This window comes from Halorubrum sp. Hd13, assembly GCF_002252755.1.
Lineage (GTDB): Archaea > Halobacteriota > Halobacteria > Halobacteriales > Haloferacaceae > Halorubrum.
The window spans coordinates 1-16,012 of sequence record NZ_NHOY01000120.1; the positions used below are offsets into that span (position 1 = coordinate 1).

A 16,012-nucleotide genomic window follows, 5' to 3' on the forward strand; every position below is an offset into this window, starting at 1 on the left:
CCGTACTACCTCGCTGGTTGAATAGCCGGCCGTCTTCGACGCCCGCAGATTGCGGGGAGGAAGGCCCCATTGACAGGGCTACACGCGCTGAAAAGCACACCGTTGGTCACAACTCGGTGGCGACCGTTGACGGTCCACGCGAAAGCGTACTTGAGGCCCGAGGAAACGCGCAACCTGAATATCCCCTTCGGGGAATCCTCGCGCTTTAGCGCGGGGAGGATGTCAATGTGCTTCGTGATCAGTCCTTTCTCTCCCGGTACGCGGCTGCATAGAGCCCAAGCGCGGAGAGAATCGTCACCATCGCTGCGACGAACATCACACCTGAAAACAGCCCTTCGGTCGTTCCTGCAGCAGCAAACATAATTGCAGCACTGCCTGCGACAACACCACCCTGCTGTGTCCTGTTCGAATTCTCTGTCTGGAGGGCCATACTCTCCATTATCTGAGGCTGCATAATAAATTTAGTAACCGTGTTCCACTGCTGGCAAATAGATCCCCGGAAGACGCAAATGAAAGAGAGAGTACAGGCCGGTTTTCAGTTATCCGCACGCTTTACACGGCCGAACTCTTGCTGGTACATATGGAGTTACTTCCACAGATGGTGTTCCGTGAGCCAGATGGACGAAGGAAGGGGCTCATCATGCTGTTCTTATCGTTCATCAGCCTCCTTATTTGGGTATACATTGGTGTCGTGCTCAACGCTTCTGACTTTTTCATCTTTTTTGCTATCGGGCTTGGATTCTCCGGAGTCGCCGAGTCGCTGCCACCGGACCGACGACGTTCAGCAGGAACACTTCGAATGCTAGCCGTCGGTACCTTCGTTGTCTTCCTCGGTGTCCTTGCATCGGTCCCTGAATTACTATTAGCGTAGGGGATGGCACCCGGTTCTGATATATCTCTGATATTTCTCGGTGGCAATCCGGAACGGTCGGTCGGTAACTACGCAAGCGTGTTCTATCGGCTGATTCAGGATTCAGATAAAAAGTAACTTACCCCCGTGCTGACTTGAGCCTCTGTATCGGTCATCCGCCATCTAACGTAATATTGATATATCGATTCAGAGATGCAAGATAGAGAGCGCGAACCGGGCACAAACAGGGGTCAGTTTGTAAAGAAAGAGTGATCGGTCAGTACAGGGTACACATATACCGCGACGAATAAAGATCTATCTGATATCCATTAGAAATCTGGTGAAATATGTGGGTTACAATCAGCACAAATAATTGAACATCGGCAGCGTCCCGATAAGATATCCCAGCCACCGTTTCACTCTCAACCGTGTTCTCGCATGAACCAACACTCATTCAATTTGACGCAGATTGTCTCTGACGATAACTACGCCGCCACAGAGTTCTCTTCACGGCGTACGCTGTTGGCTCACAGCAACAATTTATGAACTTCTCATAGCCGGCACCCGCAAATTAACCTCCGTCCCGTCGGTTGTCGCTACGGACACATCACCGCCGGCTTGCGTGACGATCATTCGAACCATCCACAGACCGAGCCCTCCGCCGTGATTGAGCGGCGTCTCTTCTCCCGTTTCGAGGATATCCGCCTCCATTTCCGGCATTCCGGGGCCGTCATCTCGCACGTGGACCTCAATCCACTCGTTTTCCAACTCGACGAGTTCGATCTCGACTGTAGCGTTATCGTTCAGCTTCACGGCATTTTCTACCAACTCACGGATAGCCTCTCCGAGCGTCGTCTGTAGCTGCACCGACCCATCGCCAGATATCTCAGTCAGGATCGTTGCGTCCTCGTGTTCCTCTCGGATTTCATTAACGACCTCTCCGATCAGTGGGCCAGCCTCTGTCGTGGCTGCCCCACCACCTTCCGGATTGAGGACTTGTTTTATCTGTTTCATTTTCTCTATCATCTGCCCCCACTTGTCAAGAATCGGTTTGACGGTCTCGAACTGTTCCGCCCGTTTTTCTGCGTCCGTCTCTCTGCTCATCAGCTCTGTCCAGCCTCGGACTTTTGTCAAATCGTTCCGCATGTTGTGTCGCATCACGCGCTGCATGACGTTCAAGTGGCGACCATACCGCTGCTGGGCTGTGATATCGCGCCCCTCAGCAACGAGTAGGGTAATCTCGTCGTCTTCATCTGTCACGGGTTTTATCGAGAAGTCGATTGTTGCGAAGCCGTTAGCGCCCCGCACTTCCGTTTCGTAGCGGACGAAATCCCCGCCTGAGGCTCGCTCAATTGCGTCCTGAACCCGATCGTAGACTGTCTCGGAGTGTGTCCACCACTGGGCTTCATAAAAGGGGTTCCCGACGACGTCGCTGCGCTCGAACCCGCCGAACTCGAGGGCGGCGTCGTTGACCTCGATGACCGTCCCGTCGGTGTCCAACAAGCCCGTGAACTGGAACGTCTGGTTGAAAATGCTCTCGAACCGCCGAGCACGGTCTTTGGCTTCGGTCACATCCCTGAGGTAGACGATCACTCCGTCGATGGCGTCGTCGTCAAGCATGTTCCGGTATCGACTTTCGATATTGAACCACCCGCCATCCGGAGATCTGAGTCGACACTCTGCGGTGACGCTTTCGGTTTCCTCAACCGAGCTAAAGAACGCCTCCATCGCGTGCTCGCGTCCGTCTGGATGAACGTAATCGAAGAGGTTCTCGCCAACGAGGGCGTCGGGGTCGTAGCCGAACACCCGCGTCACCGACCCGCTGGTGTAGGTGATTGTCCCGTCGGGATCGAGGACTGTAACGACGTCCTCGGACTCTTCGACGAATCGCTCGGTTCGGCGCCGTTGGCGACGGCGTTCGGTCATGTCGCGGACGATCACCGCATACCCGCGAAACACCCCATCGTCGGATTCGAGCGGCGCGTACCGGACGTCGGCGTAGAACTCCGACCCGTCGGCGCGAACTCGCCAGCCCTCGTGGGCGCTCTCGCCGGCGAGACGCGCCTGTTGTATCAACCGCTCTGGGAGGCCGGACTCGCGGTCGGACTCAGGATGGAGTTCAGCCATCGACATTCCGACCGCCGCGTCACCGTCGTACCCAAAGAGGTCCTCAGCACCGGTGTTCCACGTTTGAACGGTTCCGTCCTCGTCGACGATGAGAAAGGCGTACTCGTCGACGCTCTCGGTTAGCAGGCGGAACTGTTCGCGTTCCTCATACAACCGCTGTTTGCGGCGCACTTCATCGGTTACGTCTTGCTGGACACCGATGTGGTTGACCAATTCGCCGTCATCGTACACCGGCGTCACCGACAACCGATTCCAGAACTGCTCGCCGTTTTTGCGGTAGTTCCGCAGGTCGACAGTCACCGGTTCCTCGGCGGCAATCGCCTCACGGAGTTCGTCAAGCGCCTCCTGATCTCTATCGTCTTCTTGGAGAAATCGACAGTTCCGTCCGAGTGTTTCCTCTCTGGTGTAGCCGGTCTGTTCGACAAACCCGTCGTTAGCGTATATCAGCGGATTGTCCTCGCGGTCGGGATCGCTGATCGTGATCCCGACGATAGCCTCGTCCATCGCTCGCTCTTTCAGTTCGAGCTCTCTCTTCCGCTCCTCGAGTTCGCGCTTTCGCGCTCGCCGCTCGGTAATGTCCCGAACGGTTGCGACCGTCCCGACAAGTTCAGCTCCGGTAGCCATCCGGTTCGTTATTACCTCGAAGTATCGGGTGGAGCCATAAACTTCCACAGGGACAGGATCCGTATCCTCAAGCTCGGTATTCGGACTGAACGACCGCTCGAACGCCTCAATAGTCGTAAGGTCTTTGTCGGTCGCTGAGTGTAACTCCTGTCCCTGCGTGTTCGTTTCGACGAGTTCACCGTCAGTATCGTACACGAACGTCGCGTCGTCGGCTTCCTCGAAGAATCGTGAGCGGGCAGACTGCTCGATCTGTCGGAAGGGTTTCCCAACGAACACTAACACTCCCGCGAGAAACGCGGTCACACCGACCGGTTCGAAGCTCAATCCCAGCATAATAGGCGGTAGTAGCTCGGTCGGTAGCGTGCTGACAGCCAACCGCGGTATGATCGGTGACAGCGCGAGGACTCCGAGCGCCCCGAGACTCCCAGTTGGAAACGCCGATTCACGCAGCGTCGTGAGCAACCAATAGAAACTGAGTGCCACGAGTGCGTACGTGAGCGAGAACGAGACCCAGTAGAACAACTGCGGTTCAACCACGAGGTGTAGATACGGGCTTTGCTGTAGTTCCGTCGAGACGTACAGTCCGTACAGCGGGTTCGTGAGCTTAACGATGAGGAGCCCGAGATAGGTGCCGACAGCGAGTCCACGGTAACGTCGGTCGCGATGGTATGACCGACCGGTGTACGCGGAGATAAAATACATCCATGCACCCACGCCCGTGAGCCCCCAGATGAGTCCCCCAATGTAGAGCGCGTTGCTAAGCGACTCGCTGGTGGTAACCAGCCCAAGCGCTTGGAACCCCAGCCACAATCCGTTGGTAAGGAGGACCGCTCTGAGCCCGAGCTGCGTATCTCGTCGCCGCAGCCGTGAGCCGTACGCAGCACCCACGAAGCAACTGACCGCAATCCCGGTGAAAATGAGAAAAAGCCCCCAGCGACCCGTACTTGGGTCCCCTGAGATGGTTAAGAGTGTGTAAAAAGTTTGCATACTATCTAAAATAGATGAGTTGTTTTATCAATTGCGGAATGCGAGACCGTGAGCGCAAGATTCGCAAGCGCATTCTATCAGGTGGTTCAGGATTTAGATGGAGAAATAAGCAGTTCCATTGCTGACTACATCCTCTGTATCGGTCACGCCGACCGTGTCAGTTTCAATATACAACGGTGCTAGTGACCTCTGTGGTGCTTATAACTATCGCGCAAACCGACGGACAGCACAGGGATTAAACGGATTCTTTGAAGCAGCGTAACGGATTCCCGGCGAGTCCACTTCTACCTTATCCGCCATTTTCAGTCGATTCGACCCCTCTACTGTCTTCTGAGTATGTGGTTGCTGAACTCGGCGAGAATTCGTTACGAGTCCTGTCGGAATCCGTCTTGACCTCGTTTGGTGCTCCGGGGCTCGAAGACACGAGAGATAATCGATCGGTCGATGACGCTGTGACGGTGTGTTTGGTTCTTCCCGAAGGCAGTGACATAGTGGTGTGTATGAAATTTCGTAGGTAGAGTAGCGCAAGACTCAGAGCGTGTAGTCAGCACAGCGCCTTCATTTGCTCCAGATACCTCGATCTGAACCAACTGCTCACTGTGGATGCGGACGTATCGATACTCTGTGGGGCACAACAGTTTTATCTATCAGTATAGTAGTGGGTATTAGGTAAAGAAAAATGGGAAAGACGTCGATCGATGGAAACCACGAGGAAGAGCTGACACTCACCGTAGACGATAGGGGTCGAGTCACTCTCCCGAAAGAAGTCAGAGATCGGTTGGGAATCGAATCGAACGACGAGCTCCCGGCGACACTCGTCGGCTCCGTGCTTGAACTCAACCCGAAGCCGAGTTCGAAGCTTGAGCTAGCAACAGCCGGGCGGGATGACTGGGATGAGACGACACCAACCGATGCGGGAGACGCACTCTTTGGGCCGATGGATCAGTGATCGGAGAACCGATGACTGATTCACTCCCGACCGAGGTAACCGTCCTCACTGATGTGAATATTCTTGCCATCGGTCTGACTGACGATCATCCGGCGCATGACGATGTGTATCCGTGGATCCAGAACGCTCTTGATGGGCCAAATGTCTTGCTCGTCTTCGACTACTATCCGCTCCGGACACAGTATCTCATGACGAATAATTTCGGAGTTGACGAAATTGCTGCTCGAAACGCAATCCAATCGCTCGTTCGGAGTCCGGCACGAATCGTTGGTGCGACCGCGACCACGCTTCTGGAGGCATACGAGATCAGCGCCGAGAAAAATCACGATGTCTACGATTCGTTTATCCTGGCGCTCGCACGGGCATATGATGCTGACTACCTGATTACGACTGACGATGATTTCGAGGAACTGTGCGATGGTGAGGACGTTACATACACCAATCCCATTCCGCCCGACAAGCGTAGCAAATTAACATTCATCTAGGGTTAGCGGTCCGTGGACGCTCTTTCCTGACGAGTCTGCTGATTTGCCCTGATCACAGGGCATGCGAGATATGCGCTGTATGTCTTATACGGTAACCAGTGAAAATATCATTACATCGATAGCTATTCCACAAAGAGGCTTTTGAGAATCGTTCACACGCGGTGGTGAAACGCACGAATACACCAGAATCGCCGATCCGACCATTCGACGGACAGCGCCGGGACTAAACGGATTCTTTGAAGCAGTGCAACGAAACCCCCGCGAGTCTACTTCTATCTCAACTGCCGTTTTCAGACGTTTCAGTGGCTCTATTGTCCGCTAACAGAAGCAATACTGGATTCGGGCAGAATTCGTTACGAGTCGTGCCGACATCCACACGGCGACGATACAACTTAGTATATACGGACGCAAAGCATCTGTATATGTCTGATGCGGATACCGCAAATGGTGACGATGGGCCCGAGATGGTCCAGATCAATCTCCGACTCAGCAAAGCGTTCCTCGAAGACATCGATACGACGTGGCAGGAACAGGGGTTCAACTCCCGGAGCGAGTTCCTCCGTTACGCTGCCCGAGACGCGGTGAAACATCCAGAATTTTCCCGCGAGGGGTGGAAACAGATCGCGGCGAGCGAGCACGATCTCCGTTCGGGCGACGCCGAGCTGGTCTCTCGTGATGAAGTCGTCGAGATGATGGATCGAGACGAAAATGACGAGTGAGGACGACTGGACCTGGAAATTCACGCCGCGAGCTGCGGATCAGTTCGACTCACTCGACCCACACGTGCAGGACCGCATCGTCTCGAAACTCGACGAGGTGGTCGAGTCGGAGTGGCGCGACCCCGACGAGTACCTCGAACCGCTGACCGGCGGTCCGTTCGCGAAACTCCGCGTCGGTCAGTATCGGCTCGCCTGCATTCTCGACCGGGGTGAGTCGGTGCTGGAGGTCCATCGGATCGAACACCGAAGCGGTGCCTACACCGCTGACGACGACTGACGGAATCCGATCTGCAACCGAACGACAGACGGGGATTAAACGGATTCTTTGAAGCAGCGTAACGAAACCCCCGCGTTTTCATTTCGGTGGAAAAATCGACTCGCGTCACAGCTTCGATCTCCGCCAGGTCGGGCTTTAGATACGGCTGACCGACCGACGAAAGGTCCAGTTCGTCTGCAATAAGCGCGTACTCATCGAGGCTATGTGGACTCAAACAACCACTGTTGAGGTCGGAACTGCGGAAGCGCCGGGCAGTTAGAGGGCGCGGCGGCGGGCACAATACATGTCCGGGCAAAAATACAATCCTCTAAACAGATTCTTCGTGGTTGATGTCTACACCCCATCGACGGGCGGACATGGGAACTTCCTCGAGACGTTTGTCTCTGTCCACTGTGGGCATCTTATCGAAACGAGTTGGCATATATTTATCATATTTGAATGCAGAGCCCCGGAAATCAGCAGGACGGCCCTGTTCAGTACGGATTTCATTACCCACAGTGGAACAGCTTTCGAGTTCTGAACCTCCAGTGCGTACAAATTAGTGAGAGATTTAATATATCTCTCAGCTGGCGGTCATGTTGCGAAATGAGAGTGAACTGTTATTTTCGTGAAAGTCCTCGTTTGACTGCTGAGCGAATTATCCGGTATCACGTGAAGATACTGTGGTGACCGTACCCGCACAGGGATATATTGCGTACCGAGGGTTTCAGCAGGGGTGAGCGAACCGACTAGAGTTCAGGTACCTGTGACGCGTCGATGGGCTCTGTTGTCGACCGGTTGGAAACGTCTCGGTCGTCACGCAGTTGGAGGTACGCCGACGCGATGATCGCATAGTACGGCAGGAAAAATACTGTCGTGAGAACGACCGTTACGACATCAGCGGCGACCGGCACACCAGCGAGATCCAACAGCGGTGCGACACCACCGATAACCCCGCCGAACAGGGCGGACACAACGACAAGGACGCCGAGTTTAAGCCGGGAACCGCGAGCCAGCCCCCAACTCCGTTTGAGACTACTGATGATGCCGCGATCTTCGACGGCAACGGCGAAGATGAAAAACAGGAACGAGGCCGCAAAGAACAGCCCCGGGATGAACAGGAGGAAGAAGCCAATCATCACCGTGATGCTCACGATCAGTCCACCGACCAGCGCGATTGCCGTGGCTCGCCCGAGTCGCTGCGTCGCCGGCGCGGGAAACGTCGACATCTCGCTCAGTGGTTGAGCAAACGTTCGAGAGAGAATCACAAAGTACACCGAGCTCAGAATGATGAGCACACCAAACAAGGCAAGTCCGACATTTCCAGACATCGGAAGCGCGAGCCCAGCGTTGCGGCTAAACTGCGCCGCGGCTTGGGGCGGGAGATACCCGAGAACAGTACTGTTGACAGCTGTTTGAATCCCGAACTGAATCACGAGGAACCCAACGAAGAGGATTCCACCAGTTCGGGTGAGTGTACGCCGAATACCGTCGCTAACCGCATGGCTGAGTTGGAGGGCCATTCGAGTAGTATCTCTTAGTCCCCTCCAATAAAATGCCCGAAATAAGAGCGATATTCTCACTCTGAGGGGGTATCGGTACGGAATCGTCCCTGTTTCGCTGTCTCAAGAGCGCAGTGTACACACTCTCTTCTCTAATTCGGTGCTGTCGCGTCAGAAACTTTGCCATCGGTGATGTACGAACCATCTTATATATTCAAGAGTCGACTCAATCGGTCAATACCCGTACCGAAGTATGCACGCATCGCCCTCCACCTCGCCACTCCGCTCGCTCGAAAGCCTCGTCCTCATCGGTGCAAATCTCGTGCCGCTTATCGGGGTTATTGTTTTGGGATGGGACCCCTGGGCACTCCTCGTTATATATTGGATTGAAGCGTTCAGCACGGTGCTGTTGGGAGTCAGAAAAATACTCTTTGATGAGCGTGACTCCCCCGACGTTGTCGGTCAGATCGAACCGTTACACGAACTCCGCGAGAAACGAGGCGGGTGGTGTCCTCGACCCGGATGGCCGCCGATCTATCCGCGAAACGTCCCGTTTGGACTCTCAATGCTTGGCACATGGGCGCTCTCAGTCGTCCCACCAAGCGCGTTGTACTGGCTGTCAGTTGATCGCTCAATAGTGCTGTCTATCAACCTTCTACTCGGAATTGGCGCGTTGGTGTTCGCACACGGTGCCGAGTTCATGATCGGGTATCTCGGACGGCGAGAGTACACCAACGTCTCTGCGCGAGAACTACTCCGAACGCCCGCTCAGTTGACGCTCATTGTCATTATCGGTCTCTGAAATCTACCGTGTAGCCGTTGTTGCGGAGTGCTTCAACAAGCTCGCCTCCAGGTACAATTTTGAATTCGTGGAACGAGTTGATGTGGCATTCTGCCGAATACAGCTCTGAGTCGATATTGTCTGGTATCTCGTTCTGATGGGTACCTCCTGAACAACAACCGGTTGACTGGCAACGTGGTTGGAACTGCTATCTCCTGTCATTCGAACATCTCTCATTACAACTATTCAGCTCTGGTGAGCTATTATACTTCAGATACAACGCCGCATAAAAATGCTATTCGTTGAACTATCTGAACTGAGCGATCAGTCTCACACGCAAATAGCGAAGCTGGCGGTCAGCGATGGCATAACGGGAGCAGCCGATGCTTGAAGACTACAATAACGATTTGTATTATCGGCCGTTTTTATGTGCGGTGTCGGTATCTCTGCGTATGGTACGACCCTCCCGTCGGGGCTTCCTCGGAGGAAGCGCCCTGACGCTCGCAGCGCTGACAGGTGTTCTCGCCTCTGAAACCGACGTGAACGTTTCTGGCCGACCGGCCGGGACACCGACCGCCCTTGACATCGATATTTCGGCACCATTCGCCGACGCCTTCCTCCCTGTTCCGGCGGGCGACGCGCTGTCGACGACGTACGCGATAGTCATTGCGGAGCGCATCGACGCCGACGCGGCAGAGGAACTGAGCCACCGCGCCCGTTCCGCGACTGAGCGGCTCGACATTGACGCCGACGAGTTGTCTGCGACGGTCGCGGTCACTTCGGCCGAACGTGGGTTCCAGCTGGTGACGGCAGCTGGCGGCTTCGACCGACTCGACCGCGGTGAGACGATTGCGGTCGGCGAGGGAGGCGGTGATACCGGCGGTGAGTCGGACGACGAGGTCCCCGCGGAGGCCGAGACGACGGACGAACTCCCTGCCGACTGGCGACTCGCCGATGACGGTGAGACCGCGTTCCTCACCGGTGACGGCGTGGCGGCCACTGCGACCGGCAGTGGGGATTCGCCAAGTCCTCGCAGTCGTTCGGACTCGGCGGAAGACGACAGGAGCGATCGGCGGATCGAAGTCGCTCGCGCCGCCGGCCGTGCGGCCGCCGACGATGTCGATCGCCTTGCGGAATCGCCGCTGGGCGCGGCCGCCCTCCCTCGACTTGGTGGATTCGAGACGGTGCTTTTGATTCCGGACGCTGCCGATGGTCCGTTTCCGCCCGCGGTCCCCGAGGACGTAGACGCGTTCGCCGCCGGCTTCGAGACCGATCCTGACGACCTCAGAGACCTCGACGGAACGGCGGAGAACGCGTATGTGATCCGCCCGGCTGATGACGCCGACGGGCTCGACGACGAGACCATCGAGCGACTCGTGCGTACCGTCGACCCCGCCGTCCCGGTCGAGATGGACATCACCCGAACCGACGGACTCGTACTCGTCGACACCGTTGTCGAGGCCCCGCCGGAATTTGACCGTGAGGCGTCACCGGATGCCCACATCCGGTCGCAATACGACCGCGCTGCCGGCACCGTGACGTTCGAGCATGTTGAAGGCGAGGCGGTGCCGGCCGACGAGCTGGAAGTGTGGCACGACGGCGATGAGGTGAGCGACACGGTCTTCGACGGCGAGGAATTCACGGCCGGCGATGAGATCGCTGTCGAGACTGGACTGATCGCAACCGTGATGCTGCGGTGGTTCGACCCGGACGCGAATGTCTACGACACGTACGCTCGCGAACAGGTCGACCGCGAGGCGTTCGACGTCGAGTACGAGATGAATGCCGAAACGTTGAAACTCAGCTACGAGGCCGAGCGCCCCGCCGACGCAAGTAGCCTTCAGCTGGTCCACCGCGGCGAGGGAGGCGTCCAAACAGTCGGCGAGGAATTCACCGACGGAACCCTCGAACCTGGCGATACAGTCACCGTCACGGACGTGTCGATTGGCGACAGTGTACAGCTAGAGTTCGACGTTGAGAAACCGATGGGTGGCAGGTCGCTCATCCATTACCGTGCCCGCCCCCCGCGTGTTTGGATCCACTCACATGCCGAGGACGGGACCACAGTCAGGTACGACGGAGAGGAGTCTCGCCCTGCTGACGCGTTCGTGACGCTGGTCGACGGAGAGACAGCTGACACGCAGTTTGCTGACGAACACGATACACTCTCGGGCGACGAGGAGATGATTCTCGGCGAACTTCCCCTGAGAAGTACAGTCGCAGTCGAGTGGCAGGAGCCAGACGAACCGGTTGTCATTGCCGAACATGAGGTCGTTCCGAACACGCGCGCATCGATCGAATACGACCCGGACGCCGGCGAGATTACGGTCCAACACCGAGGCGGTCGGGCGCTTCCAGCGTCAGAGTTAGCGCTCCAGGTCGGTCGCACCCCGGCCGATGTCCAGCCCGCGGACAAACTCGACGAGTTTGGTCCGGATGACTCATTCACTGCTCCAGTACCCCCACTCCTGCGGGTCCGACTCGTGTGGACCGGCGGCGACCGCGAACACCATATTGGCGGCACAACCACGGCACGCGACGCACTCGCGGCGACCTACGATATTGACTCCGAGGAGATGACGATCGAGTACGTCGGCGAACAGCCTGCCGACCCCGAACGACTGCGCGTGTCGGTGAACAGTGCTGGTGACTTCCAGGGACGAGAAGACGATCAGGAGTCGGCGTTTGCGTCCGAGCACGACAAACTAACGACGGGAGACACGATCACGGTCGACGACGTCGGGCTCGACGACACCGTTGTCGTCAGCGTCCACACCGAGTTTGAGAACGGGTCGGCGACCAGCTCCGTCGCTCACTTCTCGGCGGCACCCCGCCGCGGATTCGTCGTTGACGAAGGAGACGGGGGCGACAACGAAGCGTCGGGGACGACGCTCCGCTACGTCGGCGAGGTTCGTCGCAACGCCGATGTCTTCCAGGTTCTGATCGATGGTGAGCCCACAACAGACCAGCCCGCCGATGAGACGGACCGACTGACCGGTGGGGAGACGCTGTCGCTTGGTGATCTGTCCGCCGGCACAACGATCACTGTCGAGTGGACTGCTGGCGAGGAGACCCGAACCGTAACCGAGCACGTGATCTCCCCGCAGGCGACGTTCGAGGTCGTGTATGAACCGGCTGAGGATGGCGACGGGGGCGTCGTGACGTTCACGCACGCCGGCGGTGACGCGCTAGACGCTGACCAGGTTGACGTGGTCGTGGAACCCGCGACCGACGGATTGCGCTCTTGGGATTCCGACGCCGACGAGGTGACCGCCGGCGACGAGACTAGCGTTACGATCGACTCGGAGCCTGAGATGGCCATTGTCGTCTTCAATGAGAGCGAGGTACTCCACCGCGAACCGCTTAACCAAGACAGGTAGAGGACTGTAACTCTCCATTCGAACACAACTCCAATACACTACAGATGCAGAAACAGAACGCATCTGTGTAAGTAACTAAAGTATCCGTATTTTCTAAACATCTATTTTATGCTCTCCCGTTCAAACCGCATACATGGACGGGAGAGCATATCTGTCTGCAACAAGCGTGACTGTAGCATCTGCCCCCGGGGAGTTGTTCGGCATTGAAAAGAGGCTCTGATGATGTCCGTGTCGATGACACGACACAACGAGATCAGACGTATGAATTAGACCTACATAAGGGTGATACGGTGAAAATTATCGCCGGAATACAGAATGGGTCCGGTGGAGAAGTTGCTCTCTCATGGACCCCGAGATGTTCTCTCAAAAGAGTTCGAAATTGAGCGTACAATCAGAGGTGACAGTGTTCACGAACTCTTAGTGTGAGCGATGCGACCGTCGACAAGCACATCCAGAAGCCGACCGATGAGGGCATCGTGAAGGAGGTCGCCCTGGACGACGACCAGCGCCGACAGGGCTACCCCTGGAAGTTCTACGGTCTCACCGAAGAGGGTCAGGAGTTCCTGGAGGCGCACAACCTGCTCGCCGCTGAAGAGACACTCCAACAGATCTACGACACCATCAGCGATAAATCCGAGAAGATGGTCAAGTACGAGAACGCGCCCCGTCCCGACGACATCTAATGGGGCGTTCTATTCCCGAATAGTTTGCTATTCATACTCTTCAACCCGTGAAGAGACGATATCTGATTAACCAACAAATCTATGCCGATACCCGCTCTGTTGGTTAACACGGGGCGACCGCTGATGTCCTACGAGTCACCGACCCCGCCGGCAGACCTCTCGGCAGAGATGGTCGACACCCTCAATGGGTACTCGCCTGAGCAGCTCCGCTACATCGCACGCTACGCTGAAGCATTATAGTAAATACTAGAAGTAATTACTCACGTCTGGTATCGAGAGTTGAAGGAGAGCGGTGTCGATTGCTGCTGTAAATTCGTCGAGCGAGTCGAAGAACTGATTGCTAAGGGTTGTTTGAAGATGTCTACAGCATTCCTCGACCGGGTTCAACTCCGACGAGTACGAGGGGAGCGTCACAAACGCGAGGTCGTCACGGGCCGCGAGGTCCGTGACGGCCGACGCCTGAAAGTATGGTGCTCCATCGAGAACGATGATTAGATCATCTTCAAATTCTTCACATAGTGTCAAAATGAAATGTTTCGCGTGATCGGCGGTGATGTACTCTGTGAATCGAGAGAAGAAGCGATCACCGTCCTCGGTGATCGCGCCCAGCAGACACGTCCAGTCTCATTGGCCTGAAAGTTCAACAGAAAGCCGCGTGCCCCGCGGAAACCACGCGGCACGCGGCTCAGCTTGGACAGATTTCTTGGTTTGATCGATACACACTACTGCGGCGTCCATTTCCCGCCGCTTTTTTTAATCTCGTCGTAGAACTCGTCTTGCTCGTCATCGTCGGATTCAGCGGCTGAACGACGTGGTTTTTGATAACTCAATCCAACCTCTTTCAATAACCGCCGACAGCTCGGGACTGAATACTCAACGCCGTACGTTTCTTGAAGATATTCTTGTACGAGCGCCGGCGTCCACGCCGGCGCGTCAAAGCCGATCTCTTGGGGTGATTCGTGGACCGTTTGCTCAAACTCTTGTTGCTGTTTTTCTGAAAGTTTTCGCTTTCGTCCAGATCGGTGAGCATCTGAAACAGCCTGTTCAAGTGGGTCGTCCGTATCGAGCCGCTTGAGCCAGTTATAGATCGTTTTTCGTTCTGTATCGTACCACTCGGCAAGTTCGGTTTGCGCGACATCATTTTTGTACGCGATCGCGGCTAACAACCGCTGTGTGGGTTTGTTTCCGTCAACTTTGTCAAGCGCCTCTTGGAGTTCTTCGACAGAGATCTCATTGAGGTGTTCCATTATAGACAACGTCACTTTCTGAGTAAAAAGCTCTACCGGCTACTATAGTGCGAACTCTCCTCATCCCGAGCGCTTAACGAAAGTAAGGCGGTCCATCCTGTACCGGTTCAAGGAGCAAGTAAATAAACAAGCACACGAATATGCGACTATGAGTAATCCCAGTGACCCAGATCCATGGAGCATCTCAGAACCGGAACTCTTCCGAGAGCTACGACGTAGCTTGAGAAACGACAAACCCGCAGTACTTGTGACCATTACCGATGTCGAGGGGTCTGCCTATCGCCGCCCGGGCGCAAAAATGCTCGTCCCTGCCGACGAGGAAAGCCTCGGCGCGGTGACGGCTGGCTGTCTTGAGGGGCCGGTCGTCGATTTGGCGGTGTCAATCAGAGATACTGGTCGTCCTCAGATCGAGACGTTCGATCTGATGGACGACGATGAGTGGGGGCTCGGGTTGGGGTGTAACGGGGTCATCGACCTCCTGTTGGAACCCGTAGACAACTCGGTGGAGCCCATGCTTTCGGTGCTGGAAAATAGGGAACCGATGACAGTCCTGACCTCCGTCGAATCCACCGACCCAGCGGTCTCGATAGGAGATCGCACGGTCGTCGACGCGAACGGTAACCCCACACCTTCCAGTGAACGTGAATCGCTTCCAGAGGTGGTCGTTGACGAAATCGTGTCTGTCACCAAGAAATTCCGTACTGAGGGGAAGTCCGCAACGGTCGAGGTCTCATCAAGGAATGGCGAGGTTAGGGTCTTCGTTGATAGCATCAAACCGGCGCCTCAACTGCTCCTGTTTGGAAACCAGAACGACGTTCAACCGGTCTCTCGCCTCGGTCGCACGGTTGGATTCGAAGTTGTGGTCGCATCTGCCCGCGGCGCTATGGCGGCTGACGAAGACTTTCCCCACGCCCATGAGGTTGTGGCGACGCGTCCCACCGATCTCGCAAAACTGGCCGACGAGACGACCTACGCAGTCCTGATGTCGCATAACTTTCTCGACGACCGCCTTGCCCTTGAGGCGCTTCTGGAGTCATCCGAAATCCCTTATATTGGACTTATGGGGCCGCGAAAGCGTTTTGAACAGATTCAAGACGAACTCGCCAAGGATGGGGCGACGTTCACAGAGGACCAGCTCGAACGGGTATCGACACCGGTTGGACTTGACCTTGGGGGCGGTGAACCAGTCCAAATTGCCCTCAGCATCGTGAGCGAGACACTCGCGATTCACAATGGCCGGTCGGGCGGTCGTTTGCGAGACGAGGAGGGACCAATCCACGATCGTGTCTCTGTTACCATCCAGAATTCCTAATCATACCCACGAGAGTGTCAAGGTTAGATGATGACATTGTGGAGAGCTGCGAAGGCTTTGACCCAGCGATCTACTGATCTCCAGGAGCTATGGTGGGGGAATCGGCTATA

The 16,012-nt window shown here is 56.1% G+C and carries 11 protein-coding genes and 3 pseudogenes; 9 read left to right on the forward strand and 5 right to left on the reverse strand.

All coding sequences use genetic code 11. The features are described 5' to 3' along the window. Positions 1-238: 238 nt before the first annotated feature. Positions 239-430, reverse strand: a complete 192-nt coding sequence (locus DJ81_RS19390) for a hypothetical protein (RefSeq protein WP_141212012.1) — start codon at positions 428-430, stop codon at positions 239-241. 150 nt (positions 431-580) lie between these two features. On the opposite strand from DJ81_RS19390, the gene DJ81_RS16555 reads away from it, so the two are divergent. Then, complete coding sequence (locus DJ81_RS16555; RefSeq protein WP_094590649.1) at positions 581-871, forward strand: hypothetical protein; 291 nt, start codon at positions 581-583, stop codon at positions 869-871. 519 nt (positions 872-1,390) lie between these two features. Here DJ81_RS16555 and DJ81_RS16560 read toward each other — a convergent pair. Next, a complete protein-coding gene (locus DJ81_RS16560; RefSeq protein ID WP_094590651.1) occupies positions 1,391-4,588 on the reverse strand; it encodes a PAS domain S-box protein in 3,198 nt (1,065 codons plus the stop codon). A gap of 679 nt (positions 4,589-5,267) precedes the next feature. Between DJ81_RS16560 and DJ81_RS16565 the strand changes: the two genes are divergently transcribed. From DJ81_RS16565 to DJ81_RS16580, 4 genes are all read left to right on the forward strand, one after another. Next, on the forward strand, positions 5,268-5,537 hold the full coding sequence (locus DJ81_RS16565; protein WP_094524422.1) for an AbrB/MazE/SpoVT family DNA-binding domain-containing protein: 270 nt from the start codon (positions 5,268-5,270) through the stop codon (positions 5,535-5,537). Between the two features lie 11 nt (positions 5,538-5,548). Continuing rightward, entirely contained in the window at positions 5,549-6,022 is a 474-nt protein-coding gene (locus tag DJ81_RS16570; protein ID WP_094590653.1) for a PIN domain-containing protein, read from the forward strand. 422 nt (positions 6,023-6,444) lie between these two features. After that, a complete protein-coding gene (locus DJ81_RS16575; protein WP_094590655.1) occupies positions 6,445-6,741 on the forward strand; it encodes a ribbon-helix-helix domain-containing protein in 297 nt (98 codons plus the stop codon). Further along, a complete protein-coding gene (locus DJ81_RS16580) occupies positions 6,731-7,018 on the forward strand; it encodes a type II toxin-antitoxin system RelE/ParE family toxin (protein WP_094524419.1) in 288 nt (95 codons plus the stop codon). Before DJ81_RS16575 ends, DJ81_RS16580 begins: the two co-directional genes overlap by 11 nt. A gap of 728 nt (positions 7,019-7,746) precedes the next feature. On the opposite strand, the gene DJ81_RS16585 is transcribed toward DJ81_RS16580, so the two are convergent. Continuing rightward, positions 7,747-8,520: a hypothetical protein gene (locus DJ81_RS16585; RefSeq protein WP_094524411.1), complete on the reverse strand. Its 774-nt coding sequence runs from the start codon at positions 8,518-8,520 to the stop codon at positions 7,747-7,749. A gap of 232 nt (positions 8,521-8,752) precedes the next feature. Here DJ81_RS16585 and DJ81_RS18920 point away from each other — a divergent pair, with 232 nt between their 5' ends. Further along, positions 8,753-9,301 (forward strand): DUF6498-containing protein, encoded by a 549-nt coding sequence (locus DJ81_RS18920; RefSeq protein WP_141212604.1) that lies wholly within the window; start codon positions 8,753-8,755, stop codon positions 9,299-9,301. Here the strand turns inward: DJ81_RS18920 and DJ81_RS19720 are convergent. Then, positions 9,288-9,502, reverse strand: a pseudogene (locus tag DJ81_RS19720) (hypothetical protein). The gene DJ81_RS18920 and the pseudogene DJ81_RS19720 overlap by 14 nt on opposite strands. Before the next feature lie 437 nt (positions 9,503-9,939). Between DJ81_RS19720 and DJ81_RS16595 the strand changes: the two are divergent. Continuing rightward, the gene (locus tag DJ81_RS16595; RefSeq protein ID WP_094590694.1) at positions 9,940-12,660 is read left to right on the forward strand and encodes a type IV pilin N-terminal domain-containing protein; all 2,721 of its coding nucleotides are present in this window, start codon (positions 9,940-9,942) and stop codon (positions 12,658-12,660) included. Positions 12,661-13,079: 419 nt separating this feature from the next. Continuing rightward, positions 13,080-13,343 (forward strand): annotated as a pseudogene (locus DJ81_RS16600) (PadR family transcriptional regulator); the annotation flags it as partial. A 246-nt stretch (positions 13,344-13,589) separates the two neighbouring features. Here the strand turns inward: DJ81_RS16600 and DJ81_RS16605 are convergent. Then, positions 13,590-14,590, reverse strand: a pseudogene (locus DJ81_RS16605) (IS630 family transposase). 148 nt (positions 14,591-14,738) lie between these two features. Between DJ81_RS16605 and DJ81_RS16610 the strand changes: the two are divergent. Beyond that, positions 14,739-15,902 carry an XdhC family protein gene (locus tag DJ81_RS16610; protein WP_094590657.1) on the forward strand — a complete coding sequence of 388 codons (1,164 nt, stop codon included), beginning with the start codon at positions 14,739-14,741 and terminating at the stop codon, positions 15,900-15,902. Positions 15,903-16,012: the final 110 nt, after the last annotated feature.